A 26173-nucleotide genomic window follows, 5' to 3' on the forward strand; every position below is an offset into this window, starting at 1 on the left:
AATTTATTGCGTCTTAAAAAGTTAGCAAATAATATTTTAACTATTGATTCGAATTAATGATTAATGACAACTGAAAATGGAAATAGAAAAAATACACCATATCGCGATTATCTGTAGCAATTATGAGCTGTCAAAGCATTTCTATACAGAAATATTGCCTTTTAGCATACACGCGGAACATTATAGGGCAGAAAGGCAATCCTATAAGCTAGACTTGTGTCTCAATGGGGAATATGTATTAGAATTGTTTTCCTTTCCCTCGCCTGCTAAGCGTGTGAGCCGACCAGAGGCTTGTGGAGGTAGGCATTTGGCCTTAGCTGTGAGAGATTTGGAAAAATCCATAGCTTACATAGAAAGCCAAAAGGTAGCTTGTGAAGCCATACGACAAGATGAATATACAGGAAAGCGTTTTACTTTTTTGGAAGATCCCGACGGTTTTCCTATTGAATTATATGAAATATAACATCCAAAGAATGTGATTACTAAAGAGAGCATAGACAAAGTATATGATTCCATTCGTGTGGAGGAAGTCATAGGTGACTTTATCCAACTTAAGCGTTCAGGCTCTGGGTACAAAGGGCTGAGTCCCTTTACTAATGAGCGTACGCCTAGCTTTTCCGTATCTCCAGCCAAGCAAATATGGAAGGACTTTAGTAGCGGGAAAGGAGGCAATGCGATTGCTTTCCTTATGGAACACGAGCATTTTTCCTATATAGAGGCCATTCGTTATTTAGCAAAAAAATACAATATAGAGCTGGAAGAGACCCAGCAGAACGAAGAGGAAAAAAACAAAGCTAATGAGCGAGAGGGGTTATACTTAGTCAGCGAATTTGCTCGTGACTATTACCAACAAAACCTCCTATCTTCAGAAGAGGGCAAGGCCTTGGGACTTACCTACTTTAGGGAACGGGGCTTTACTGATGAGACTATCGCTACTTTCCAACTTGGTTATGCTCTTGATAGCTGGAGTGCACTAACCGATGAAGCCATAGCCAAGGGAATGAACATCACTTACTTAGAGAAAACGGGGCTTACTATCGCTACAGAAAAAGGTCGTAAGATAGATCGTTTCAAGGGACGAGTAATGTTCCCTATTCTCTCCATGAGTGGGCGGGTATTGGGCTTTGGAGGACGTATACTTTCCAAAGAGAAACAAAAAGAAGCCAAATACCTCAATTCCCCTGAGAGTGATATTTATCATAAAAGTAATGTATTATATGGCATCTTCCAAGCGAAACCCTTTATAGCCAAGGAAGACAATTGTTACCTTGTAGAGGGCTATACTGATGTAATACAGCTCTATCAAAGAGGCATCAAGAATGTAGTGGCCTCCAGTGGTACTGCTCTTACCCAGGAGCAGATACGCCTTATACGCCGGCTCACCCCAAATATTACCATTCTATACGATGGGGATGCAGCAGGGCTAAGAGCAGCTATTCGTGGGGTAGATTTGATCCTTGCAGAAGGAATGAATGTACGTATCTGTACCTTTCCTGAGGGCGAAGACCCCGATAGCTTTGCCAAAAGTAATTCCCTAGAAGAAATAGAAGTCTATTTCAAAGAACATACTCAGGATTTTATCCGTTTCAAGGCTACTTCACTGATACAGGAAGCACAGGAGGACCCTATGAAGCGCGCCGATACCATTCGTAATATGATTGAGAGTATTTCCAAAATTTCTGACCCTATCAAGAGAGAAATCTACGTGAGGGAATGTGCTAAAATTATGGAAATATCCGAGGAGGTACTTTTTGCTTCTCTTGCTCAAATGAATCAGCAACAGCTACTTAAGGCTGAACAAGAGTTAAAAAAGACAAAAAAGGAAGCTCCCATGACAGTGGTAAAAGCTCCTGAGCGGCTCTCCCCTATTGTATATTTAGAAAAAGACCTTATCAAGTACCTGTTACTCTATGGACCAAAGGAATGCGTATTCGAAGACAAATTCCTATACTATGACCCTGATACAGGAGAGGAAAAGGTACAAGAAATTACCCAAAAGGTAAAGGTATTTGAAAAACTATTCCTTGAACTCCAAGCCGATGAAATAGAGCTTTCTACGGCAGAGTTCAAGGAGATATATACTTTCTTTATAGACAAATATCAAAAAGGACTCGAGGATATCTCAACCATTATCAACGAACTTCCTGTCTCTATGGCCTCTATCATTGCCACTTTCCAAGCACAGGAGGAAGAAATCCGCCTACATAATTGGAGCAAAAAAGGAGTGGAGGTAAAACCCAAGGAGGCGGATCTATCTTATGCTATCAATGGAATCGTACTAAATCTTCGAAAGATGCTTATTGACAGAAAGATAGAAGAGCTTCGCTCAGAAATAGCCCAATTGGAAAGCCAAGATGGTGACCCTTCTTGGGCTATTCAAGAGGTAATGGAGTATAATGTACTGAAAAATACTATTTCTCGCCGTTTAGACTCCAATTAGTCTATTCTTTGTAATGATCGATGGCTTCTAATATAATTGCACAAGCCTTTTCTATCTCCTCCTTACTAATGGTAAGTGGAGGAGAGATTCTCACCGCTCTAAGTTCAAAGAGTAACCAAAAGAAGATATACCCTCTTTGGTGTGCATAAAGGATTATGTGATTGGCCAAGTCCTCACTCTCCATAATAGCCGCTAGCATGAGTCCCTTACCATTGACCGATTTTATCTTAGGGTGTTTGAGAAGCTTGCGGAAGAGCTGTTCCTTCTCAAGGGTCTCCTGCATAAGAGAAGTGGTAAGCAGCTCGTTAAGAGTAGCCAAAGAGGCGGCAGCCACCACAGGATTTCCTCCAAAGGTGGTGATATGGGACATTTTAGGATTATCGGCTAAAAGATGCATTAGCTCATAGGAAGCCACGAAAGCACCACAAGGCAATCCGCTAGCCATCCCCTTACCAATAGCAATAATATCGGGTACTACATTATAGTTCTGAAAACCAAAGAGCTTTCCCGTACGACCAAAACCAGGTTGTATCTCATCCAAGATAAGTAAGGCGCCTACCTCTTGGCAGCGTTGTTTTACCTTTGCCAAATAGTCATTCTCAGGAGTAATAAAGCCAGCTCCACCTTGGATTGTCTCCAAGACTACTCCTGCGGTTCGGGTGGTGATCTTCTCTAGTTCTGATTCATTGTTGAACTCAATCCATGCCACATCAGGCAAAAGTGGGCGAAAAGGCTGCTTGCGTAGTTCATAATCCATGATACTGAGAGAGCCTTGCGTATTCCCATGGTAGGCCTTGCGTGCAGCAATAATCTGTGAGCGTCCTGTAGCACGCTTAGCTAGCTTGATACTTCCTTCTATAGCCTCTGTACCAGAATTAACTAAATAAGTCGTTTCCAGAGGGTCGGGCAGGTTTTCTGCCAATCGCTTACAATATGTTATTGCTGGTGATTGGGCATACTCCCCATATACCATCACATGCATATACTTAGCGGCTTGTTCTTGTATAGCCTTAACCACCTTGGGGTGACAATGCCCTAAAGTACAGGCTGATACTCCTGCCACCAAATCCAAATAAGCCTTCCCTTGGGTATCATAGATATAAGACCCTTCGGCACGAGCCACCTCCAACCCTAAGGGATACAAGGAGGTAGGGGCTTGATAATGTAAAAAGTCTTCTTTCATTTTATAAAGCTTTCATTTTCTTAATTCTAAGGAGTATATTTCCTTGTAAAAGATATTTCATGTATTCAGAGCGAAGAATTTCATAGGCTCCTAAGCTCTCCAAATGTTCGTTATATACTTGGCAATCCAATAGCAGATAATTTTTTTCCTTAAGATCCTGCAAGAGAGTATAGAAAGCTACTTTGCTAGCATTGGATACCTTGGAGAACATACTTTCACCACAGAAGATACCATTGCCTATATCCACGCCATAGAGTCCTCCTACCAATTTTTTATTTTGCCATACCTCTACCGAACGGGCCAACCCCATCTCATACAGTTTGGTATATGCTTCCACTATTTCATCACTGATCCAAGTACCTTGTTGGTCTTTGCGATAGATATTTTTGCAGGTAGTAATCACCTGATAGAAATCTTTGTTAAAAGTCACATCAAATTCTCCTCTATTGAAGATATTGCGCATACTTTTATGCATTTTATAATATTTGGGTACCACTACCATGCGCTTTTGGGGAGCCCACCAAAGTATAGGTTCATCCTCGTTGTACCAAGGGAACACTCCACTCTTATAAGCTAGCAGCAAACGTGGTATGGAGAGGTCTCCTCCTATGGCAAGTATTCCCGTTTTGTCGGCTTGCTCCACTGGAGGAAAATAAAGATTTTGGGTTAATATATACATTGATAATGATGGTTAAGGGAATAAAAGTTTTTTAAAGGTATATTTCTATTTGAAGAAATACCATATAATACCTAAGCGTACTTTCCAGTCGCGATAAGGTTGGGAAGGAGCTGCGTAATAATTGTTATTACCGAGCAAAGCCTCAAGGTGTTCTACAGTAAAGAAGATACGCATAGTCCTCACCTTTGCATTAAGAAAGAAATCAGTTACCGAATAGTTTCCTATCTTTTCATCGGTCTGTACCTGAAAATCCGCAAGTAACGGATTATACTCGTTGGCATAATAGTTGGTAAAATATTTAAATGTAAATCCTGTCTGCAAATACATTGCTTTTTTGAACATATAAGAACTGAAATAGAGTGTATTGCGGGTAGTGAAGGTAGGAACATTGAAAATGTGCTGATTGTCTTGTAGCACTTGCTGATACATCAGTGTATTGTCCAAACCCCAGTACCCTAAGCGAAACTCTTTCTCACCTACAAGTTTTAAGTACTGTATGTTACCACTATATTGTTCAGGTTTAGGTTGTTTTTTTGTTCCATTGATATTGGTTTTAAGTTCAAAATAAGTATAGTTGTTAATATTAGTAATATCCAAAGAGAGATTTCCCCACTGAGAACGGATACCTCCAAAAATGGTTTGAATATTTTCTTTAGAAAAATCATCAAAGTGATACCAATTATAATTTTTGTAATCACTCTGATACAGTAAAAAATTAAAATTAGGTAGCTTAGAGGTGATATTGAGCCCTGCAAATAGCTTATTTTGCTCATCAAAGTTGTAATATAAGTCTCCTTGAAGCTTGGTACCTAGTATTTTTCCCAAAATCATTTGTTCTCCTTCAGCATTGATAAAGAATCCCTTGTAATTCTTTTTCCATTGGAGTCCCAGTCCATAATCAGTTCCCTTTATTTGGTGAGGGATAAAGCTACCTGATGTATCTATGAAAATTCCCTTACCAAAATAATTATAGAAATAAGATTTCCCATATACAAATGTTTTTCCTAGATAAGGTAAGGAAAGTTCTGCTCCCAACTTGTTAGTCAGTGTCCTAAGGGATAACTTATCATGGAGATTCTTAAGGGTAAAACTCTCTCCAAAAAAGCTATTGGAGGCAACTGCATTCTGGGTATAATAATAATTTTCTGTTTGATATTCAAATAAATGCTTTAAGAGTATTTCCGAACCTCCATCCTTGGATGGTCTTAGAAAATTATATTGTTGTTGCAAGAAATAACGCTTTAGGTTCTGCTGGGAAGTTACATCCGAAAGGGCTATATCCAATCGAGCACGATTGCGAAACTGCTCATTTCCTCCATGAAATTGCTCAGGGTATAGCAATCCCCCATTCTCTTGGCGATCAATCTCCTCATTGGCATAATGAGACATCACTAGGTACTTTCCATTCTTTGACAAATAAGAAAATCCCACAAAGAAATTTCCTATAGAGGAAAGAATATTCTTATAATCTCCTAAAGAACGTAAGGCATTATAGCGCACAAAAAAGTTAAATTCAGGCGAGAGATTCGCCGAGAAAAAGGACTGCAACATCTGCCCTTGCGAGAGTCCCGACTTAAAAGAGAACTCTGTCATAGGAGTGGGCACTCTATAATATAAAATATCCTCACCCGCTGAAAAATAAAAACTATTTCCTCGCATTCCCAATCTGGGGGAAAGTTCCGTCCGCTTGAAATCATAGGCAAGAGTAGTATAGGTCTGCCCCATATTTTGGAAAGGCACATAGGCAAACATATCCTTTCGTACAGGATTTTGTTTATACATGGCCTTAAGGGTAAGGGTGGTATCTATCTCAATGGTATCACGGGATATGGAAATATATTTGTAATCCCTTGAAGAGAGTATAATACTATCTTTTTTCTTTGGTAAGGGTCTTATAGATTTGAAACGGATACTATCCTGAGCTACTGCTCCTACGGATAGGAATAGGGCTATAAAGAAAAGTAGTTTTTTGAGCATACTTTTTATCAGTTGTTAATGGTTAGTGATTATTCACTATTCATTTTTCACTCTTCACTTAATTTAAGGATCTTTGATGGAGATTCCACCAACGCAGAGGAATTTCTCCTTCAAGAGCTTTCTGGTAATCTCGCTCAGTACAAGGAAGCATAAATGCCCCTTTGGAAGACTCACTGGGGAGTATCCACCAGCGTCCTGTACGATTGCTCTTATAGAACTCTATAGTGAAATCGTCCAAGAGTACAATATACTTGGTATAGTTTTTATCCTCAATGGAAGGAAATTCTTTTATGCGATAATTAATACCTTCTATAAAGTACCAAAGTACTTCTCCCACAAGCATCTTACCACGCTCGGAAGTAGGTGGATTGAAGATTCCCAATACAGTAGTCTGTGAACTAAGCCCCGCATAACGGCTTATTGCACAGATTTCTCTCGCGGTAAATCCATTGACAAATCCTTTAGGCATATCAATATCACAGGCTTGTACTGAAGTCATATCAATACTTACTAGATCTGTATTACGCAATATAGGTTCTACCTGCTCTATATAACTGGTAATCTCCCCCAATCGGTAACTTTCAAAGAACATTTTCTGAAGCAAATCAATAGACTCTTGCGGATTATAATAAGTCTGATAACCAATATTAGTAAAATGGTTCAATAATGTAGGAGTCTCCATAAGGATACGGCTCATGTAGCTATCTTCCGCAAAAATCTCATACTCATCAGAAAAACCAAAGAGTGCATTCACGCAGGCAAGATTTACCATTTGCTCCATAGTGTCAAATGCACGATAGAGAGCATAAGTATTCTCCACTCCCTCGGCCAAAAGTATAGGGATAATCCCTTGTTTAAGTAAATGAGTTGTGACCTCTTTTATCGCTACAAAGGTATCTTCTCGGGTTGTTCCTTCAGGAATATTCCCTAAATCAGCTAATACTATATCCCAATTACCATAATAAAGGCTGTAAAAAGCATCTCTGAAAGAGTTCTTTAGAATGTTTTCGCTATTGGAAAGTGAAAAAATAGCCACTTGTACCCCTTCAAGGTCTGGTAACCCCTCTTTTCGAGTATGTTTTCTTATCTTTCCACCAATAGTTTGGGATAGATATTTCTTCTGAACAAAAAAATCTTCTATAGGATATAAAAAATCTAACACTATTCTAAAAAATTAGGAAGCAGACGAAAAATTGTCCTCTGATTAAATCTTGTGCAAAAATACATATTAAAAACTGTACTATAACAAAATTAGGAGAGTTTGTGAATAACCTCTCTTTATTTTTGTCTATTTTAATGTTTGTTTCTCTATTTTTTTAAAATTTTTCACATACAATGTTTGTTTTTTATCTTGAAAAAACGTAATTTTACAGCGTAGAAATAAAAACATATTGTCTAACATATAACCTTCAATTACCATGAAAAACATTCTTGTACCTATCGATTTTTCAGAACATTCCAATTATGCAGTAGAGGTGGCCGTAGATTTAGCAAAGAAAAATGGAGCCACTATTCTATTGTTACACTGTGTAGAATTACCAAGACGTTTTGTTACTGAATCCACCTCTGCACTGCCTGAAGAACTTTTCTTCATGCGTGAAGCAGGTCTTAATGTAAAGAAACTCTCGGAAGAACTTAAAAGTAGAGGTGTTGCTGTAAAGACAGTAGTAGAAACCACAGCTCTTACTTATGCGGTAAAGCACTTACTTGAAGATGAGTCAGTGGACTTTATCGTAATGGGTTCCACAGGAGCCACAGGCTCTAAAGAACTTTTCTTAGGCTCCAATGCAGAGAAAATTGTACGTACTTCCTCTGTACCTGTTTTGGTTATCAAGGACAAAACAGACATTTCCAAAGTGAAAAAACTCACCTTTGCTTGCGACTTCTCTCAGAAATATATTGATGCTTTTCAAAAGGCTGTGGCTTTTGCCAATGTCTTAGATGCTAAGATTGATTTCGTATATATCAACACCCCTTATCACTTTAATTCCAGCAGAGAGATAAAGGTACTGATAGATAATTTTTCTAAAGAACATAAGGAAATACTCTCACATAACATCCATATGTATAGTGATTTCTCTATTGAGGAAGGTATTATTCACTTTACAGAAGACCATCAGAGCGATCTTATATGTATGTTCCCAACTAAGCAAAGTGCTCTTATGCACATCTTCAATGGAAGTATCAGTGAGGACATTGTAAATCACTCTGAAAAACCTGTACTTACGATTAAGTTATAATTTACGGTTTCATTTTTTTAATTTTTAAGGAGATGTTCCTATGCAGTGGTGGATAACTATTCATCACTGCATAGGTCTTTTCAGGCCTTTCTATATTTTATTACTTTAAATAGTCCTATATAGCACATATTGAGCTGATTAATACTCGCAAATTATGGTTTGAAAAAATATAGGTTTTACTTTAGCAAATATTAAAATAAATTCTTATTTTTGCAAAAAAATATTATGAAAAAAATCTTCTTCTTCTTATTACTTCTCCTAATGGCAGAGAATATCTATGGAGAAGCACCTTTCTTCATAGAGAAAGACACCCTTGCATTGACCAAATCAGCACAATCAACCAATATTGATTTCTACTTCAATAGCAGTTTTTCTGCCTATAAAACAAAGATTGCCCCTGCTTCAACAGGGTTCCGCCTAGAGGATGCAAGAATCTATCTTTATGGGAATTACAACAAAGATTTGTCTTATAATGTTCGTTTTCGCCTAAATCGTCCCTTTACACCCTCCTCACAAGACAATGCTTCGGTTGCCTTGGATATGGCTTTTCTTACCTATCGCTTTGGTAAGGATCGCCAATGGGACTTGAGATTAGGTAAGGCTTATGCGATGATAGGCTCTTATGAGATAGATATTCACCCCTTGTATGAATATATCTATGGAGATTATTTTAGTTATATCGTCAATCCCTTCCTTACAGTACTTCAATTAGATTATATGGTCAATGAACATCACAAAGTGGGAATACAAGGACATAATACCCTCAATGCTAAGTTTTCTGACCACTTGGAGAGCAATGGTTTTATCTCTGGAGATTACTTACCCTCCAAAGCACCTATCGGGGGCTATGTCTATTGGTCTGGTTCCTTCTTTGATGGTGCATTGCATACAAATTATTCCTATAATGTATCTCAGTTTGCCCAAGACTATTACACACATACATTTTCTCTTGGACATCAGCTAAAGATAGGAAAAAATTCCGCTTACTTAGATCTCATGTACTCTCATATGGGAGCAGACTATGCCCTAGTAGCTTCCAATATACTTAATCTCTATGAAGGACGTCCCAATAAAGTTATGTATAAAAATATCGTTTATAAAGGTATCATATCTCGCTATGAATACCAATTTGATGACCACTGGAGTACCTCTGCCAAATTAGCAGTAGAGTTTGCTGGAAGTAAGAACCTGCTCAGTGAACACTTTCGCCAAAATTACAGTTATTTCCTTGCCATACAATATGAACCTTTGAAAACACAAGATTTCCGTTTCTATGGGGCTTATGTAGGCAATACTATTAATTATGCAGAAGCTCTCAATAGACCTTATGAGCAATTCCACAAAATAGCCATAGGAGCAGCTTACACCTTACCAATTTTAAAAAAACATTCAGCTCTCTAAATAGAAAATCATAATAGCCATGTTAGGAAAAATAAAATTAATCATTACCTTAAGTATTTTAACACAGAATTTCATTCTCGCACAGAAAGACACTCTTACAGAACCTATTTCAGCAGAAAAGCTAAAAATAGAATTTTACTTCAGAGGAGGGTTTCTCTCGGACCATCATAGCCAAGAGACACTCTCTTCCTCCCGTTTTCAGATAGATAATGCACGTATAAATATTCAGGGGGATTACAACAAAGCTCTTTCTTACAGGGTACGCTTTCGTATGAACAAACCCTTTGCAGCCACTTCACTAGATAATGGATCCGCAGCTTTGGATTATGCCTATATCACCTATCGCTTTGGAGCAAAAAGACAATGGGAAACCACTTTAGGCAAACAGCTTTCAGCAATGGGTTCTTTTGAGAAAGATATTAATCCGTTGTATGAATACATTTTTACTGATTATCTCAATGGAGTATATACTAATGTCTTTCTAGCAGGAGCACAGCTCTCCTACAAATTCAATCCCGAACACATAGTAGGAATACAGCTACACAATACACTGAATGAATCTTTTGCCAAACACCTAGAGAACAATCATTTCACAACTGACAACTATTCAGCTTCCAAGGCTCCCATAGGGGGCTATCTGTATTGGAATGGAATTTTCTTTGATGGAATGTTTAGGACTAAGTATTCCTACAACTTATCACAATTTGCCAAGGAATATTACACCCATTCGGTTTCTTTGGGCAACAAGTTACAAATAGGTAAGCATACTGCTTATTTGGACTTGGTGTATTCCCATATGGGAGCGGACTTTGGACTTACTTCCTCAAGGCTACTGAGTATCCATGAAGGTCTGTCGGAAGGAGCCTTTATCATACATAAGAATATAGTATACAAATGTGCTGTATCCCGCTATGATTATCAGATTGATAATAGGTGGAGTCTCTCCGCCAAGCTAGGTATAGAGACTACAGGAAGTAAAAATACACTCAATGAACAACTAAGAACTAACTATATTTACTTTCTTGCAGGACAATATGCTCCTTTTGTCAGTCAAGACTTGCGCTTCTATGTAGCTTATGTAGGCAATCAGATTACTTATACTGAAGCTCTAAAGAAACCCAACGAACAATTGCATCGTATAGCAGTAGGAGCCTATTATACCTTGCCTGTTTTCAAACGATAATTACGAATTAAATCATTTCCTTTTGTATGGAAAATTTCCAGATGGTAGCCAAAACCTTTTTTGGTTTTGAAGATATTTTAGAAAAAGAACTACGAACATTAGGTGCCATGAATGTAAAAAAAGGGGTACGAAGTGTTTCTTTTTCAGGTGATAAAGGCTTTATGTATAAGGCTAACCTATCCCTACGTACTGCCTTGAAGATTCTCAAGCCTATCTACTCCTTTGAAGTACGCAATGAGAAGGATTACTATCAAAAACTCTATCAGTATGATTGGAGTCGCTTATTCTCCCCTACACAGACTTTTGCTGTGGAGGTAACCTTGGCTACTGACCTCTTCAATCATACTCAATACATGGCATTGAGGGCTAAAGATGCTATCGTAGACAAGTTCCGCGCTCAGCAGGGAAAGCGCCCCAATATAGACACACTTCACCCTGATATTCAACTATTTGTACACATACAAAAAGATAATAAAGTTGTTGTCTCCTTAGATACTTCAGGGGAATCACTACACCATCGTGGTTACCGTACCCAGACCAATATAGCCCCTATCAACGAAGTGCTTGCTGCAGGTATATTGTTGCTCAGTGGTTGGGAAGGACAAAGTGATTTCCTAGATCCTATGTGTGGGAGTGGTACCTTCTTGGTCGAGGCAGCTATGATTGCTTGTAATATTCCAGCCTCTCTGCATCGCAAGGAATTTGCCTTTGAAAAATGGACTGATTATGATGTGGATTTGTTTGAAACTATCTTTGATAGTTCTCTTGCAAAAGCCAAAGAGTTTTCTCACCAGATATATGGTTATGATAAGGCACCTTCGGCAGTGATGAAGGCAAAGGAAAATGTAAAAAATGCACAACTCAGCGAGTATATCACTATTCGCCAACAGGATTTTTTTAAGTCTAAAAAGGAGAATGACAGACCTCTCTTTATGGTATTCAATCCTCCTTATGGCGAACGATTGGAAATAAACCCTCAGGTATTCTACCAGCAAATAGGTGATACCCTTAAGCACGGCTATACCAACACTCAAGCCTGGTTTATCACCTCCAACCTTGAAGCCCTTAAGTCGGTAGGATTACGCCCTTCTCGTAAGATAAAACTATTCAACGGAAAGTTAGAGAGCCGATTGGTAAATTACGCTATCTATGAAGGAAGTAAAAAAGTAAAGCAGTAATGCTAATCATCTATCTGTAGCTTGGCTAAGTAGTTGAAGGCATCACCTTCTTCTAGCAATTCACAGCTAAGGCCATTGTGATAGGCAGCATTCTGAAAAGTATTATAATCCAAGAAGAGCCAAGGGAAGGAGTCTTTCTTTCCCTTGTAGCTTATAGTATAAGTAAGTTCACCATAATAATCAGCATCTTCTGCTATAGGAACTATGTACCCTCCATCTTCATCTTGATCAAACATATAGATAATATCAGTAGAAGTAGCCAAAATCTGCCCCGTTGGAGTTAGGAGTGATTTCAATTTTTGTAAATATATGTCTATTTTTGCAAGCTTCTGACAAATACCTATCCCATTCATCAACATAAGAATTGTATCAAACTTACCATTATATTCAAGCACATCGGCACATACAGTTTGTTTCACGCCCCTACATTTACATACCTCAATGGCTGAAGGAGATACATCAAGAGCAACTACATCTAAACCTTTTTCTTGTAAGTATAGAACATGAGATCCTGTACCTGCCCCTACATCCAATATCCGTCCTTTTGCCATGGTAAGAGCGGATTGTTCTAAAGGAATCATTTGGGGAAAAGTACGGAAAAAGTGAGAGCGAAAAAGAATTTCTTTCTCTGAAATATTTGTTTCTACATATACATCTTCCAATCGGTCACCCTTTTGATAATCCAAGAGTGCGTTTCCTAACAAATCCAACATGTAATTAAGAATTTATTTTTTAATGAAGCGTTTCTTTATTTTATGTACTAATTCACCAAAGTTTCCTACAGATTTGTCTTCATTGACAAAGATAGTGAGATATACTCCTAAAGGTAATAAGAAAAAAGTAGGAATCCAAGGTGCTATATAAGGGTTTATATTCCCATTGGTAGCCATGTTCTTTGTGAGTAATCCAGAGAAATAATAAGCCAAAAAAAGCCCTATGGCTACTACCAAAGGCATGCCTACTCCCCCCTTACGGATCACAGCCCCTAGCGGAGCCGCTACGAAAAAGAGCACAAAGCAGGTAATGGCCAATGCAATCTTATCACTTAAGGTCAAGCGGTAGACATTGATTAGTTTCTGTTGGTACTCCATATTCTCCTTGTTGTTATCTATATTATTGATAAGGGAAGAGATATTATCTTTGGCCAAACTATATATCTGAGAGCGCTCACTATCAGCCTTGTACCTGTCTATCAAATCAGCTACACTTTTGACTTTTTCTTTTACTGATGTTTTTTCAATAGATTGATTTTCAGAAATATAATTCATTCCTGTTCGTCTATAGAAGTTTTCTCCGAAATCCTTCACTTCCTGCCTATAATCACCAACAATAGAGTCTAAGGTATAAGACAATTGACTTATATTCATCGTCCTATAATAATCTTTTTCTGCATTCTCATTATAATTAATGTCCTCATTAAGTGAACTAATATCTATGTTGAGGATATGCGTCTTGAATTTAGCTTTTACAAAGGGAAAATTAGCATTCTGCTCATTATCCACATCTTCGTAGTAAGAACCATCTTTGAGCACCAATTGTAGAATATCTGAACCTTTCTTATGTCCTGAGAGTGTTCCGTTTTTTGCCTTTATAACAGTACGACTTTGATCTTTAACATTGATTTTATGGATAACTATATCATGGAGGAATTCTCCATTTTCTCCTGTTTTTCTTCCTACTTTTATAGAAAAATTCTGTACATTATTGAATATTCCTTGACTTATAGCCAGTGAAGGTTGTTTGTTCCTAATACTTTCCCTAAGTGCTACCACTTTTCTATTAGACCAAGGTTGTAGGTTATTAAAGGTAAAAAAGACTGCAATACTGAGTAATAACATAAAGACAATAAGCGTACGAGAAGCTTTCAGCAAAGACACTCCCGACGCTTTCATGGCAGCCAACTCATAACTCTCTCCCAAGGCTCCCAATGTCATAATGGACGACAATACCACTGTAAGTGGCAGGATAAGAGGGATAAGATTAGGTAGCATAAGGGCTATGAATTTTATTACAACAAATATACTCAAGCCTTTACCTACTAGCTCGTCTATATAAAGCCAAATTGTTTGGAAAATAAAAATCAGTGTAATAATAAAAAGAGAAGCTATGAAATTGTAGATAAAGCGAGATAATATGTAACGATCTAATATTTTCATAAAAGAGGATTTGCCTTATGACCTAAGTGCTTATTTATTAATGTAATATCCCATTTTTTTGTATTTGGCTTCATTGAAGACAAACTCATTGCCACTCAAGGGTTGATTGGTCTTAAATTCGTTGATCGTAATGGTTGTTTTAGCCTCATTCTTGCCTACCTGTATAAGGTTATAAATATGCTTGGTAGTGGTATCTATTCCAAGTAAAATCAGCTTAATATCGGAAGATGGTTTAGTTGGTTTTAGTTCTATATACTGTATCTTACGTCCTTTTACTTGCTGTACAATATCCCATTTGTAGGAAAAATCTTTTTTGTAGAAAGTCAGCATTTCAGAGGGCTTAATCATCTGGTCATCTTTGTTTTCAGTATCCTCTATAGTTACCTCCTCATTTTCAGGAACAATAGAATATATCTTTTTACCATCAAAGATTTTAGTAACTCCCATATAGTTAAGCAGATACTTCTGTCCACTAAGGGTTACATCACCTCTGGTATCCTGCTTGATACGCTCTTTTGCGTTCTCAAAAGAATAGCGAAAGTCAATATAAATATTATTATAAGAAGTTACTTTTTTATAGACTTCATCTAAAAGGGCCTTAGCCTTAGTGGCATTCTGTGCTTGGGAAAGGGATGCCATAAGAGCAAAAACTAGTAAAAATATTCTTTTCATCTTTGTAATAATAAATGCCCACTATACAGCAATAATTATGCCATTTTTTGAGAGAAAGATAAAAAGCAAAAGTAATAGTAAGGTAAATGATAGGTAGGAAAAAACAAAACAACCTAACAATATGATAATAAACAAATTACATCTTGATAAAAGTAATAATTCAGACCACTCTCAATCTAGGTAAAACCTTAGGTAGAGATGCAAATTATTACACCCTACTCAGTTAGGAATTACAAATTTTCTGACTATTGATTCGTATTACTAATTGATATTATTATGTCAAAATTCAAAACTATTTTTTTGTCTGAGTGAAAAAATAATTGTAATTTTGACCCAAATTTTATTAGCTCAATCATAGCATGAATGCTTTGTTCAAAAAAGAAATTCGTTACTTCTTTACCTCAGCTATTGGCTATGTTGTTATAGGCGCTTTTATGCTCTTTAGTAGCCTTTTCCTTTGGGTACTATCAGGAGAATACAATATTTTCCAGACGGGTTTTGCTTCCTTACAACCTTTCTTTTTACTTTCTGCATGGATTTTTGTATTTCTTATCCCTGCTCTTACGATGCGTATTATCTCTGAGGAAAAACGCAGTGGTATGCTTCCCCTACTTTTTACTTATCCTATATCGGTATGGCGTATCATTCTTGCCAAATACCTCTCAATACTTACTATTCTGCTCATTCTTTTGGCATTCTCAGGTATATATGTATATATAGTATGGCAAGTAGGCGCTCCTAAAGGAAATATAGATATGGCCAGTACCATAGGCTCTTATATTGCCCTTTTCTTATTGGGAGCTACCTTTGTTGCAGTAGGTATGTTTGCTTCTGCTATGAGTCAGAATCAGATTATTGCTTTTGTAATTGCTACTTTTCTGAATTTCTTTTTGTTTTTTGGATTAGATGAACTTGTAGGACTCTTTACCTCCAATTCACTTTTTTCTTTTGGCTTCAAGGTACATTTTGAAGACATTAGTCGTGGCGTAATCGATACAAGAAACATTGTTTATTTCTCTTGTTTTGCTTTCTTTTTTTTATATTTAACCGAACTTTCTTTGCAGACTGAAAAAAAATGAAATCCATAAAGAAACCTCTTTTTTCCATTTGCTTATTACTACTCCTCTTAAGTGGAATTATTGGAGTGAGTCAGCTGCTATATAAGCGGTTTGACCTCACTGTGGACAAGCGCTATACTCTATCCCCTACAACCCAACAACTACTCGCCCAGATCAAGGGGCCGATAGACATTAAGGTATTGCTCAAGGGAAATATACCCGCTGAATACAAACGCCTGCAGACAGAAACGCTACAACTATTGGAAGAATATAAGGCAGCCAATAAAAATATCCATTTTGATTTTGTCAATCCCTTGGAAGGAAAAGATGTGGATAGCGAGTTACAAGCTCTTAGTGCAGAAGGTTTTACCCCTCTTATGATTACCTCTACCATTCAGGGAAAAACCTCTGAGGAATATATCCTACCTTGGGCTATTATTACAAGAGGAGACAAACAGGAGAGAGTACCCTTACTACGCAACAAGCTAGGGGCTTCCTCTCAAGAAAAAATAGAATTTTCCGTACAAAATCTGGAATATGCCTTCTCCGATGCACTGTATAAGATACTCTTAGAAAAACAAAAAAACATAGCCATTATCAGAAGTAATGGCACCTTATCCGATATCCAGATTGCTGACTTTTTACGTTTGGAACAGAATTACTATCACTTGGCACCTTTTGTCTTGGACTCAGTAGCTACCGCTCCAGAGAAAACTCTAAAACAGCTCTCTACTTTTCAGCTATGTATCATCGCTAAGCCTACTGAACCCTTTACTGATGAGCAAAAACAAGTCCTTGATCAATATATCATGAATGGAGGGCGGGTATTATGGTTATTAGACCCTGTCGCTGCCTCCATGGACGAACTATTCCGTCAGCAAGGACGTACCATGGCTATGCCACAAGACCTTAATTTGACAGATATGCTCTTTAAGTATGGGGTACGCCTAAATTATGATCTTATCAATGACTGGTACTTTACCCAAATTGTAGTAGCTCAAGGCAGTGGTAGCCAAACCCAATACACCCCTATCCCTTGGGTATACTCCCCTATGATCCTATCGGCTAACAACCACATGATCAATAAAAACTTAGACGGCATCCGACTACAATTCGTCAGTAGTATAGATACACTAAGTAATGGTATCAAGAAATCCATTCTGCTATCCTCCTCTCCCCTTTCTAAGCAAGAGGGTACCCCTAAGGAACTTATACTTGATTTTCCAGAGAAAACAACTGAAGGCTATGAAAAAGGAAATTTCCCAGTAGCAGTACTGCTAGAGGGGAGCTTTACCTCTGCTTTTAAGAATAGGGTAAAGCCTATCGCCCAACTCCAGAGCAAAGACCAAAGCGAACCTAACAAAATGATTGTTATCTCCGATGGTGATATTATCCGCAACGATATTCAGCAGGGAGAACCCTTAGAATTGGGGTATGACAAATGGACAAACCAGTACTTTGACAACAAAGCTTTTCTGCAAAACTGTGTCAATTATCTCTTGGATGATACTGCATTCTTGAGCCTACGTAACAAAAAGGTTTCTTTGGCCTTCTTAGATAAGAAAGCATTAGAAAAAGATATAACCTACTGGAAATTAATTGCTTTTGTAGTACCTTTGCTGAGTCTTGCCATACTAGGTTTAGGGATAAGATTCTGGTACAAAAAACGATTTTCTTAATATTTAGTCAAAAATTTTATAGTTCCCTTTTTTTGAAATACCTTTGCACATATTTTAAACGCATAAAAGCATATCATGAGATTTATCGTATCTAGTTCGTATTTATTGAAAAAGCTCCAAATTATAGGAGGTGTAATCAATAGCAACAACACTATGTCTATCTTGGAGAATTTCTTATTTGAATTATCTGAAAATAAACTGACTGTATCAGCCTCTGACCTTGAAACCACTATCAAAGGAGTAATAGAAGTAGAAAGTACAGATACTGCAAGTATCGTTGTCCCATATAAGATTTTGATTGATACCCTCAAGACCTTTACCGAACAGGCTCTTACCTTTATTATCAATGACAACAATACTATAGATATCGTCTCTAACAACGGGAAATATACCCTTGCCTACTTGGATAGCCAAGAGTTTCCTACTGTTGTAGAAATAGAAAATGCCAACCGCGTAACCCTTATGGGTGATATTTTGGCTACCGCTATACAGAGTACCTTTTTCGCTACGGGGAATGATGACCTACGCCCTATTATGAATGGGGTATTCTTCAATTTTACAGAAGAAGCGCTTATTTTTGCCGCTACTGATGCCCATAAGTTGGTAAAATATGAGCGTCAGGATATAAAATCCGAGCAACCTGCGTCTTTTGTAATTCCTAAAAAACCACTAAACCTTCTCAAAGGAATCCTCTCTGGAAGCGAGACAGAGGTAACTATCGAGTACAACGAAAGCAATGCTAAGTTCTCTTTTGATCAATTGGATTACGTATGTCGCCTCATTGACGGAACCTATCCTAACTATGAAGCGGTAATCCCTAGAGAAAATCCCAATAAGTTGATCGTCAATCGTACCTTATTACTCAATTCTACCAAGCGTATCTCTAACTTTGCTAGCAAGGCTACTCACCAGATGCGTGTAAAGATTACAGGTAATTCTTTGCAAATCTTTGCTGAAGATATAGAATACAACAATCGTGCTAATGAAACGATTCCTTGTAACTACGAGGGTGATGACATGGAGATAGGATTTAACTCTAAATTCTTCATGGAGATGCTCAGCAATCTATCCTCCGATGATATCCTCCTTGAGATGTCTTACTCCAATCGCCCTGGTATCCTAACTCCAGCTGATGGATTGGACGAAGGAGAAAAGATCTATATGCTCGTAATGCCTACGATGCTATCAAGTGAAAATGTTTAATTTTAATTTTTAATAGAGTCAAAAAGCTATCTCTTGAAGATGGCTTTTTTAATTATTATCATTCTAAAGTTCCCTTATGCAAATTTACAAATTCGGAGGAGCCTCCGTCAAAGATGCCCAAAGCGTACGCAATGTGGCCTCAATACTTGAAAATACTCCCCATAGAGATATATTGATCGTTATCTCTGCTATGGGTAAGACAACCAATGCGTTGGAAGAAGTAGTAACCAATTACTTCAATGAAGATAAAAATGCTTTGGATGAAAGTATCCAAAGAGTAAAGGATTTCCATTACCAAATCATCAGCGAGCTATTTGAGAACAAGAACCACCCTATTTATTGGAAAATAGACGGTTTATTTGGAGAAATTTCCTCTTTCTTAGAGCGAAACAAATCTCCCAAACATAGTTTTGTATATGACCAAATCGTAAGTTTTGGAGAGCTAATTTCCACTCATATCATCAGTCACTACCTCAATGACAAAGGCATTCGCAATACTTGGCTTGATGCGCGCAATCTTGTGAAAACCAATAGTAACTATCGAGAAGGCGAAGTGGATTGGGAGGAAACCAATCGCAATATCACCGAGAATATCAATCCGTCCCTTATGTACATCACTCAAGGTTTCATAGGGAGCGACCCGAACTACTTCACTACCACTCTTGGTAGAGAAGGTTCAGACTACTCTGCCGCTATCTTCGCCTATTGTCTTGATGCTGAGAATGTAACTATTTGGAAAGACGTAGCAGGAGTACTCAATGCAGATCCAAGATATTTCTCTGACACCCAGCTACTTGAAAAAATTCCTTATCAAGAAGCTATTGAACTTGCCTTCTATGGGGCTTCAGTAATTCACCCCAAGACCTTGCAACCCCTCCAAAAAATGAATATTCCGCTGAATGTACGTTCTTTCCTTAATCCCAATGAAGCAGGAAGTTCTGTTTGTGATGTTAAGGAATTATCTCCTAAAATTCCTTGCTACATACGCAAACAAAATCAGCACTTATTATCTCTCTCTTCTTTAGATTTTTCTTTTATTGCAGAGGAGAATATTAGTTTCATTTTCAATCTTTTAGCTACTTATCAGATTAAGGTGAGTTTGCTGCAAAATTCCGCCATCAGTTTCAACCTGTGTATAGAAGACAAATACAAGAATCTTTCATTCCTATTGGAGGACTTAAGCAAGCGCTTCAAGGTGAGTTGCATAGAAGGAGTAATCCTCTATACTGTACGTCATGCCCAACAAGATAGCTTTAACTTCCTAAGTGATGATAAAGAAGTACTCTTAGAACAATTTGCCTTAAATACACAACAGAAGATTGTTAGACAGTAGATAGTGATTATATACCTAACCAACAATTAACAAAACGTTAAAAACGCATTTTAAGCCTAATTTTTTCAATTTTATTTTCTTATCTCAAAAAAAGGTCGTAAATTAGCACCTTGAAATAAAAAGAAACTTTACAATGGTTGAAGGAGAAAAACTCATTCCTATTAACATAGAAGACCAGATGAAGACGGCTTACATTGACTACTCAATGTCAGTAATCGTCTCTAGGGCTTTGCCTGATGTACGTGATGGACTTAAGCCTGTACATAGGCGTGTACTCTTTGGAATGCATGAGCTTGGTGTACGTAGTAATACAGCTCATAAGAAATCCGCTCGTATTGTAGGGGAAGTACTCGGTAAGTACCACCCACATGGAGATTCCTCTGTATATGACACTATGGTACGTATGGCACAATGGTGGAACATGCGTTACATGCTTGTAGATGGGCAAGGTAACTTCGGTTCTATCGATGGAGACTCTCCTGCAGCTATGCGTTATACTGAGGCAAGAATGCGCAAAATGGCTGAAGATATGCTCATTGACATTGACAAGGAGACCGTAGATCACAGCCTTAACTTTGATGACACACTTGAGGAGCCTACTGTATTACCTACCCGTATTCCAAACCTTTTGGTCAATGGATCTTCAGGGATTGCCGTAGGTATGGCTACCAATATGCCTCCTCACAATCTTGCTGAAGTAGTTGATGGTACTATTGCATACCTTGAAAATCAAGATATTACTATAGATGAACTCATGGAGTACATCAAGGCTCCTGACTTCCCAACAGGTGGTATTATCTATGGTTATGATGGTGTACGTGAGGCCTTCAAAACAGGACGCGGACGAGTAATTGTACGCGCCAAAACACACTTTGAGGAAATAAACAACCGCGACTATATCGTAGTTACTGAAGTTCCCTATCAGGTAAATCCTGAGACCATGCGCGAACAAACCTCCAATTTGGTCAAAGAGGGTAAACTTGAAGGATTGGCTGACATTGTGGATCAGACAGGTAAGGGAGGTATGCGTATCGTATACGAACTTAAGAAAGATGCTATTCCTAATGTAGTACTCAATAACCTATTCAAGCATACTGCGCTACAATCTTCTTTTAGTGTTAATAATATTGCCTTGGTCAATGGTCGTCCTGAACAACTAAACCTTAAGGACTTAATATACCACTTTGTAGAACATCGTCATGATGTGGTATATAGACGTACCCAATATGAGCTAAAAAAAGCTAAGGAACGCATTCATATCTTGGAAGGGTTCATGAAGGTAATGGCTACCGAAGATACTATGGGAAAGGCTATTGAAATTATTCGTTTTCATGACAGACCCAAAGAAGACCTAATCACTGAGTTTGAACTTACAGAAATACAAGCTGAAGCTATCTTAGCGCTACAATTGCGCCGTATTAACAAACTCCTTATTCTACAAACTAAGGAGGAATATGAGCAATTATTAACTCAAATTATTGATTTGGAAGATATCCTTGCTCGCAAAGAACGTCGTACTGAGATTATCAAAGAAGAACTCTTGGAAATAAAAGCCAAATATGGAGATGAACGCCGCTCTGTAATCGAATATGCAGGTGGTGATATCTCCATAGAAGATATTATCCCTGATGAGCAAGTGGTGATCACCATCTCCAATGCTGGCTATATCAAGCGTACTTCTGTCAATGAATACAAAACCCAAGCTCGTGGAGGAGTAGGACAAAAGGCCTCTGCTACACGTGATAAGGACTTCATAGAGCACCTATTTATAGGTACCAACCACCAATATATGCTTTTCTTCACCGAGAAAGGAAAATGTTTCTGGCTCAGAGTCTATGAAATTCCTGAAGGGGGTAAGAATACCAAGGGACGTGCCATTCAGAACCTTATCAATATAGCTCCTGATGACCTTGTAAAAGCTGTCATCTGTACACATGATCTTAAGGAACAGGATTATATCAATAGCCATTACGTAATTATGGCTACCAAAAAAGGTATTATCAAAAAGACCTGCTTAGAACAATACTCTCGTCCTCGCCAAAATGGTATTGTTGCCATTACCATCAAGGAAGATGATGAGCTACTGGAAGCTCGCCTTACCTCTGGAAATAGCCAAGTGATGCTTGCTGTCAAATCAGGAAAGGCCATTCGTTTCCCTGAAGAAAAAGTACGAGCTGTAGGTCGTAGTGGATCTGGAGTACGTGGTATCTCTTTTGATAATGCTAATGACGAGGTAATTGGTATGATAGCCATTGAAAACCCTAAGGAAGAAACCGTACTAGTAGTCTCTGAAAATGGTTACGGTAAGCGTACCTTTATTGATGATCCTGAAACAGGTGAGGCTGTTTATCGTATCACCAACCGTGGTGGTAAAGGGGTAAAAACTATCTCAGTAACTGAAAAAACAGGAAACCTAGTGGCTATCAAATCTGTATTGGAAGAAGAAGATCTGATGATTATCAACAAGTCTGGTATGGCCATTCGCCTACCTGTAAGTGATCTGCGTGTTATGGGACGTGCTACCCAAGGAGTACGCCTTATCAATATCAAAGGAAACGACTCTATCGCAGCCGTAGCCAAGGTAATGAAAGAGGAGGAAGATCTCTCTGAAGGAGAAAACATGGAAGATTCTACACTGATAAATGAATAAATAATTATAAGTTAAATATAAAACTAAATTACAATGAAAAAAAGTATTCTATTAATAACGGCGCTTGCTTTCTCTGCCGTTTCTTTTGCTCAGAAGAAAGAACTAAAAGAAATAAAGAAAGCTATTGAGAAAAATGAACTCCCTCAAGCAGAAAGACTTTTAGAAAACGTAAAAAGCATGGCACTTGCTGACAGAAAATCCTCTGCTGAATATTACTTCCTAAAAGGAGAATTGGGACTAAAGAAAGCAATTGCAGGAAAAGATGTGATTAACTCATTGTCAGAGGCCTCTGTTGCCTTAGCAGAAGCTAAGAAAGCTGGAGGTAAGAGTTCTTCTGACATAGAAGCTCTTAAGGCAGAAGGAGCAAGAATTGCCGTAGAAAAAGGACAAGATTCTTATCAAAAGAATAATTTCAAGGAAGCTGCTCTTGCTTTTGAACAAGTATATCGCCTTAGCCCAAGAGATACCTTATTCCTCTACAATGCTGCTGTTTCAGCTTCTCAAAGTAAGGAAAACGAAATGGCACTAAACTATTTCTTAGAGTTGAAAGACTTGAAATATGATGGTACAGAAATTCTTTATTCTGCTAAAAATAAAGAAACAGGTCTAATAGAGAAATCGGCGGATAAGAATACTCGTGACATGAAAATGAAAACGGGAAATTATTCCAACCCTAGTCAGGAAAAAACGCCTTCCAAAAGAGGAGAAATCATCCGTAACATTGCCTACCTATATGTAGATCAAGGAAAGAAAGAAGAAGCTCTTAAGGCTTTTGAATTTGCTAGAAAGAACTATCCTAAGGATGGAGAGCTTATCATGCAAGAGGCCAATGTATATTACCAATTGGGTAATATGGGAAAATTTGAATCCTTAATGAAGGAAGCTACTGACCTACAACCTGATAACGCAGATGCCCAATATAATATTGGAGTGATGAACCTACAAAGAGGTAACAATGCTGAGGCTAGAAAATATTTCCAAAAAGCACTCAAAATAGCTCCAGATAATGCTAACGCTGCTATGAACTGTGCTACTACCTATGCTAATGAAGGAGATGCCCTTGTAGATCAGATGAATGCCTTGGGAAATACAGCTAGTGACATCAAAAAATTTGATGAACTTAAAAATAGCAAAGATTCTTCTTACCGATTGGCTGCTGAAGTGTTGAATGAATATGTAAAGAATAATCCTAAAAATCCCAATAAAGACGTATTGGAATACCTCTCTAATATTTACTTATCTCTTAATGATATGACCAACTATAAGAGAATCAAAGCCCTTTTGAACAAAAACTAAGATTTGCATAATTAATAAAAATGCCTTCCCTATTTGGGAAGGCGTTTTTTTGTATTATCCTTTCCTTACAAAGAATAGATAAAATAAAAAAGGCTTAAGAATTTTCCTTAAGCCTTCTAACTAAACCTTAAAAATCAATGTATTGCGGAGAAAGAGGGATTCGAACCCCCGGAGGTGTTACCCTCAACGGTTTTCAAGACCGCCGCATTCGACCGCTCTGCCATTTCTCCAGAAAAGAACTCTCATTGAATTCGGGTGCAAAGGTATAACTTTTTTTTTATTCTGCAAAGAAAAAAATACATTTTTTCATCTATTTTTAAACTAATTCTTTTAACCACTGTATTTCAATTAGTTATGAAGCTATTATAATAAATTTGAAAAATATCTTTGTTTTCTAGTTTTTTTTTTTTACCTTTGTGTGATTTTAAAAGAAACGTAGTTTATAATTATGCCTGTACATATATCTCCTATATTTACTTCTATTTTAGATAATGATTTCTACAAATTCACTATGCAGTGCGCTGTGGTGAAACTCTTTCCCGCTGTCAAAGGACGTTATGAGTTTATCAATCGTGGAAAACACGAATTCCCGGAAGGCTTCGCCCAAACTATGCAAAAGGCAGTAAATGAAATGGGACAACTGAGACTATCCAAAGAAGAAAAAAACTTCCTGAAGAGTTCTTGTCCTTATCTGAATCCTGCTTATATTGACTTTTTAGAAGGTTATCGTTATGACCCTAGTGAGGTACATATCTCTCAAGAAGGGACAGAGTTGAAAGTAAGTGTAGAAGGTTATTGGTATAGAACAATTCTGTGGGAAGTACCCTTATTAGCAACCATCAGTGAATTGTACTACAAGCTCACTGGAGCAGTGGCATGGGATGATGAACAAATCATAGCCAACACCTCCCATAAGATATATGACTATGAAGCCCTTGATGTTATTTTTGCTGAGTTCGGTACCCGAAGAAGGCATTCCTATCGCGTACATGACCTTGTAATGCAAACCCTTACCAAGTCCCATCGCTATAACTTCACAGGGACAAGCAATGTTCACTTTGCTATGAAATATCAAGTAAAGCCCATAGGAACACATGCTCACGAATGGTTTATGTTTCATGCTGCAGAATATGGCTTCAAAATGTCCAACGCCATGTCCTTAGAGCATTGGGTAGATGTCTATAGAGGGGACTTAGGTGTTGCGCTTTCCGATACTTATACAACAGATGTTTTTTTCAAACAATTCGATACCAAGTTTGCCAAACTATTTGATGGGGTACGCCATGACAGTGGAGATCCTATTGAGTTTGCCAACAAAACTATAGAACATTATAAAAAATTTGGTATCAATCCTCTTTCCAAATATATCATCTTCTCCGATGGGCTAACTCCTGAAAAAGTGGAAGCTATCACCAAATACTGCCGTGGTAAAATAGGTTTTTCTTTTGGTATAGGAACCAACCTTACTAATGATGTAGGGTTACGTCCTATGAATATTGTCATGAAACTCACTGAAGTACTTACCTCTGACCACGAATGGGTGAAAACAGTTAAGCTCTCTGATGAGCCTAACAAACACACAGGAGACCCCCGAATGATAGAATTGTCAAAGGAATTATTACGTATTCACTCTTAAAAGACGACAATGAGTATATTAAAGAAAACAAATATAGTGGCCTATACCCTTATGATAGTGGGGGTACTGTTGCTCTACCTGCAATCTAACAAAGAATATAGGTATTTTCAAGAGCAATATGTACTAATGGCAGGACTTGTATTGGTAGTGGTGGGTATCTATATGCTTTCTAAAAAATTACCCTCACGTGAACACAAATAACTTAAGTA

21 protein-coding genes and 1 tRNA gene are annotated in these 26173 nt (G+C 37.8%); 14 read left to right on the top strand and 8 right to left on the bottom strand.

Translation table 11 applies throughout. The annotated features are described in order from the left end of the window. The first annotated feature begins 76 nt into the window (after positions 1–76). Complete coding sequence (locus Q0625_RS02320; protein ID WP_298823285.1) at positions 77–463, top strand: VOC family protein; 387 nt, start codon at positions 77–79, stop codon at positions 461–463. Positions 464–475: 12 nt separating this feature from the next. Continuing rightward, positions 476–2440, top strand: coding sequence for a DNA primase (gene dnaG, locus Q0625_RS02325; RefSeq protein ID WP_298823286.1), 1965 nt, complete (start codon positions 476–478; stop codon positions 2438–2440). A 1-nt stretch (position 2441) separates the two neighbouring features. Here dnaG and Q0625_RS02330 read toward each other — a convergent pair whose 3' ends face one another. The 4 genes from Q0625_RS02330 to Q0625_RS02345 are packed head-to-tail and all read right to left on the bottom strand — an operon-like array spanning position 2442 to position 7441. Further along, on the bottom strand, positions 2442–3623 hold the full coding sequence (locus tag Q0625_RS02330; protein ID WP_298823287.1) for an aspartate aminotransferase family protein: 1182 nt from the start codon (positions 3621–3623) through the stop codon (positions 2442–2444). A 1-nt stretch (position 3624) separates the two neighbouring features. Then, the gene (gene aat, locus Q0625_RS02335; protein ID WP_298823288.1) at positions 3625–4302 is read right to left on the bottom strand and encodes a leucyl/phenylalanyl-tRNA--protein transferase; all 678 of its coding nucleotides are present in this window, start codon (positions 4300–4302) and stop codon (positions 3625–3627) included. 45 nt (positions 4303–4347) lie between these two features. Then, the gene (locus Q0625_RS02340; RefSeq protein ID WP_298823289.1) at positions 4348–6279 is read right to left on the bottom strand and encodes a putative porin; all 1932 of its coding nucleotides are present in this window, start codon (positions 6277–6279) and stop codon (positions 4348–4350) included. 58 nt (positions 6280–6337) lie between these two features. Then, positions 6338–7441, bottom strand: coding sequence for a formimidoylglutamase (locus Q0625_RS02345; protein WP_298823290.1), 1104 nt, complete (start codon positions 7439–7441; stop codon positions 6338–6340). Positions 7442–7697: 256 nt separating this feature from the next. Here Q0625_RS02345 and Q0625_RS02350 point away from each other — a divergent pair, with 256 nt between their 5' ends. The 4 genes from Q0625_RS02350 to Q0625_RS02365 all read left to right on the top strand — a co-directional run bounded on the left by Q0625_RS02350 (position 7698) and on the right by Q0625_RS02365 (position 12281). Further along, positions 7698–8519: a universal stress protein gene (locus Q0625_RS02350; RefSeq protein WP_298823291.1), complete on the top strand. Its 822-nt coding sequence runs from the start codon at positions 7698–7700 to the stop codon at positions 8517–8519. Between the two features lie 225 nt (positions 8520–8744). Continuing rightward, on the top strand, positions 8745–9920 hold the full coding sequence (locus Q0625_RS02355) for a porin (RefSeq protein ID WP_298823292.1): 1176 nt from the start codon (positions 8745–8747) through the stop codon (positions 9918–9920). A 19-nt stretch (positions 9921–9939) separates the two neighbouring features. Next, positions 9940–11103: a porin gene (locus tag Q0625_RS02360; RefSeq protein ID WP_298823293.1), complete on the top strand. Its 1164-nt coding sequence runs from the start codon at positions 9940–9942 to the stop codon at positions 11101–11103. Positions 11104–11129: 26 nt separating this feature from the next. Continuing rightward, positions 11130–12281, top strand: coding sequence for a THUMP domain-containing protein (locus Q0625_RS02365; protein ID WP_298823294.1), 1152 nt, complete (start codon positions 11130–11132; stop codon positions 12279–12281). 2 nt (positions 12282–12283) lie between these two features. Here the strand turns inward: Q0625_RS02365 and Q0625_RS02370 are convergent, their stop codons facing one another. The 3 genes from Q0625_RS02370 to Q0625_RS02380 are packed head-to-tail and all read right to left on the bottom strand — an operon-like array spanning position 12284 to position 15109. Beyond that, positions 12284–12994 carry a class I SAM-dependent methyltransferase gene (locus tag Q0625_RS02370; RefSeq protein ID WP_298823295.1) on the bottom strand — a complete coding sequence of 237 codons (711 nt, stop codon included), beginning with the start codon at positions 12992–12994 and terminating at the stop codon, positions 12284–12286. A 12-nt stretch (positions 12995–13006) separates the two neighbouring features. Further along, entirely contained in the window at positions 13007–14437 is a 1431-nt protein-coding gene (locus Q0625_RS02375; RefSeq protein WP_298823296.1) for an LptF/LptG family permease, read from the bottom strand. A 30-nt stretch (positions 14438–14467) separates the two neighbouring features. After that, entirely contained in the window at positions 14468–15109 is a 642-nt protein-coding gene (locus Q0625_RS02380; protein WP_298823297.1) for an outer membrane lipoprotein carrier protein LolA, read from the bottom strand. A 359-nt stretch (positions 15110–15468) separates the two neighbouring features. Here Q0625_RS02380 and Q0625_RS02385 point away from each other — a divergent pair, with 359 nt between their 5' ends. From Q0625_RS02385 to Q0625_RS02410, 6 genes are all read left to right on the top strand, one after another. Continuing rightward, positions 15469–16188, top strand: a complete 720-nt coding sequence (locus Q0625_RS02385) for an ABC transporter permease (RefSeq protein ID WP_298823298.1) — start codon at positions 15469–15471, stop codon at positions 16186–16188. Beyond that, positions 16185–17846 (top strand): gliding motility-associated ABC transporter substrate-binding protein GldG, encoded by a 1662-nt coding sequence (gene gldG / locus Q0625_RS02390; protein WP_298823299.1) that lies wholly within the window; start codon positions 16185–16187, stop codon positions 17844–17846. The genes Q0625_RS02385 and gldG overlap by 4 nt, the downstream gene beginning before the upstream one ends. Before the next feature lie 75 nt (positions 17847–17921). Continuing rightward, positions 17922–19049, top strand: a complete 1128-nt coding sequence (gene dnaN, locus Q0625_RS02395; RefSeq protein WP_298823300.1) for a DNA polymerase III subunit beta — start codon at positions 17922–17924, stop codon at positions 19047–19049. 76 nt (positions 19050–19125) lie between these two features. Further along, positions 19126–20382 carry an aspartate kinase gene (locus Q0625_RS02400; RefSeq protein WP_298823301.1) on the top strand — a complete coding sequence of 419 codons (1257 nt, stop codon included), beginning with the start codon at positions 19126–19128 and terminating at the stop codon, positions 20380–20382. 133 nt (positions 20383–20515) lie between these two features. Next, the gene (gene gyrA / locus Q0625_RS02405; protein ID WP_298823302.1) at positions 20516–23032 is read left to right on the top strand and encodes a DNA gyrase subunit A; all 2517 of its coding nucleotides are present in this window, start codon (positions 20516–20518) and stop codon (positions 23030–23032) included. Positions 23033–23065: 33 nt separating this feature from the next. Beyond that, positions 23066–24328: a tetratricopeptide repeat protein gene (locus Q0625_RS02410; protein ID WP_298823303.1), complete on the top strand. Its 1263-nt coding sequence runs from the start codon at positions 23066–23068 to the stop codon at positions 24326–24328. A gap of 145 nt (positions 24329–24473) precedes the next feature. On the opposite strand, the gene Q0625_RS02415 is transcribed toward Q0625_RS02410, so the two are convergent. Continuing rightward, positions 24474–24558: transfer RNA gene (locus tag Q0625_RS02415), tRNA-Ser, on the bottom strand. A gap of 218 nt (positions 24559–24776) precedes the next feature. On the opposite strand from Q0625_RS02415, the gene pncB reads away from it, so the two are divergent. After that, positions 24777–25964 carry a nicotinate phosphoribosyltransferase gene (pncB, locus tag Q0625_RS02420; protein WP_298823304.1) on the top strand — a complete coding sequence of 396 codons (1188 nt, stop codon included), beginning with the start codon at positions 24777–24779 and terminating at the stop codon, positions 25962–25964. Positions 25965–25973: 9 nt separating this feature from the next. Further along, positions 25974–26165 carry a hypothetical protein gene (locus tag Q0625_RS02425; protein WP_298823305.1) on the top strand — a complete coding sequence of 64 codons (192 nt, stop codon included), beginning with the start codon at positions 25974–25976 and terminating at the stop codon, positions 26163–26165. The last annotated feature ends 8 nt before the right edge of the window (positions 26166–26173 follow it).

The sequence above is a fragment of the uncultured Capnocytophaga sp. genome (assembly GCF_938029845.1).
Classification (GTDB): domain Bacteria; phylum Bacteroidota; class Bacteroidia; order Flavobacteriales; family Flavobacteriaceae; genus Capnocytophaga.

What these genes read in the sequence shown, in the direction of transcription:
- Q0625_RS02320 (WP_298823285.1), top strand. Translation starts at nt 77, where the DNA reads ATGGAAATAGAAAAAATACACCATATCGCGATTATCTGTAGCAATTAT.
- Q0625_RS02330 (WP_298823287.1), bottom strand. Translation starts at nt 3,623, where the DNA reads ATGAAAGAAGACTTTTTACATTATCAAGCCCCTACCTCCTTGTATCCC.
- aat (WP_298823288.1), bottom strand. Translation starts at nt 4,302, where the DNA reads ATGTATATATTAACCCAAAATCTTTATTTTCCTCCAGTGGAGCAAGCC.
- Q0625_RS02340 (WP_298823289.1), bottom strand. Translation starts at nt 6,279, where the DNA reads ATGCTCAAAAAACTACTTTTCTTTATAGCCCTATTCCTATCCGTAGGA.
- Q0625_RS02350 (WP_298823291.1), top strand. Translation starts at nt 7,698, where the DNA reads ATGAAAAACATTCTTGTACCTATCGATTTTTCAGAACATTCCAATTAT.
- Q0625_RS02355 (WP_298823292.1), top strand. Translation starts at nt 8,745, where the DNA reads ATGAAAAAAATCTTCTTCTTCTTATTACTTCTCCTAATGGCAGAGAAT.
- Q0625_RS02360 (WP_298823293.1), top strand. Translation starts at nt 9,940, where the DNA reads ATGTTAGGAAAAATAAAATTAATCATTACCTTAAGTATTTTAACACAG.
- Q0625_RS02365 (WP_298823294.1), top strand. Translation starts at nt 11,130, where the DNA reads ATGGAAAATTTCCAGATGGTAGCCAAAACCTTTTTTGGTTTTGAAGAT.
- Q0625_RS02370 (WP_298823295.1), bottom strand. Translation starts at nt 12,994, where the DNA reads ATGTTGGATTTGTTAGGAAACGCACTCTTGGATTATCAAAAGGGTGAC.
- Q0625_RS02375 (WP_298823296.1), bottom strand. Translation starts at nt 14,437, where the DNA reads ATGAAAATATTAGATCGTTACATATTATCTCGCTTTATCTACAATTTC.
- Q0625_RS02380 (WP_298823297.1), bottom strand. Translation starts at nt 15,109, where the DNA reads ATGAAAAGAATATTTTTACTAGTTTTTGCTCTTATGGCATCCCTTTCC.
- Q0625_RS02385 (WP_298823298.1), top strand. Translation starts at nt 15,469, where the DNA reads ATGAATGCTTTGTTCAAAAAAGAAATTCGTTACTTCTTTACCTCAGCT.
- gldG (WP_298823299.1), top strand. Translation starts at nt 16,185, where the DNA reads ATGAAATCCATAAAGAAACCTCTTTTTTCCATTTGCTTATTACTACTC.
- dnaN (WP_298823300.1), top strand. Translation starts at nt 17,922, where the DNA reads ATGAGATTTATCGTATCTAGTTCGTATTTATTGAAAAAGCTCCAAATT.
- Q0625_RS02400 (WP_298823301.1), top strand. Translation starts at nt 19,126, where the DNA reads ATGCAAATTTACAAATTCGGAGGAGCCTCCGTCAAAGATGCCCAAAGC.
- gyrA (WP_298823302.1), top strand. Translation starts at nt 20,516, where the DNA reads ATGGTTGAAGGAGAAAAACTCATTCCTATTAACATAGAAGACCAGATG.
- Q0625_RS02410 (WP_298823303.1), top strand. Translation starts at nt 23,066, where the DNA reads ATGAAAAAAAGTATTCTATTAATAACGGCGCTTGCTTTCTCTGCCGTT.
- pncB (WP_298823304.1), top strand. Translation starts at nt 24,777, where the DNA reads ATGCCTGTACATATATCTCCTATATTTACTTCTATTTTAGATAATGAT.
- Q0625_RS02425 (WP_298823305.1), top strand. Translation starts at nt 25,974, where the DNA reads ATGAGTATATTAAAGAAAACAAATATAGTGGCCTATACCCTTATGATA.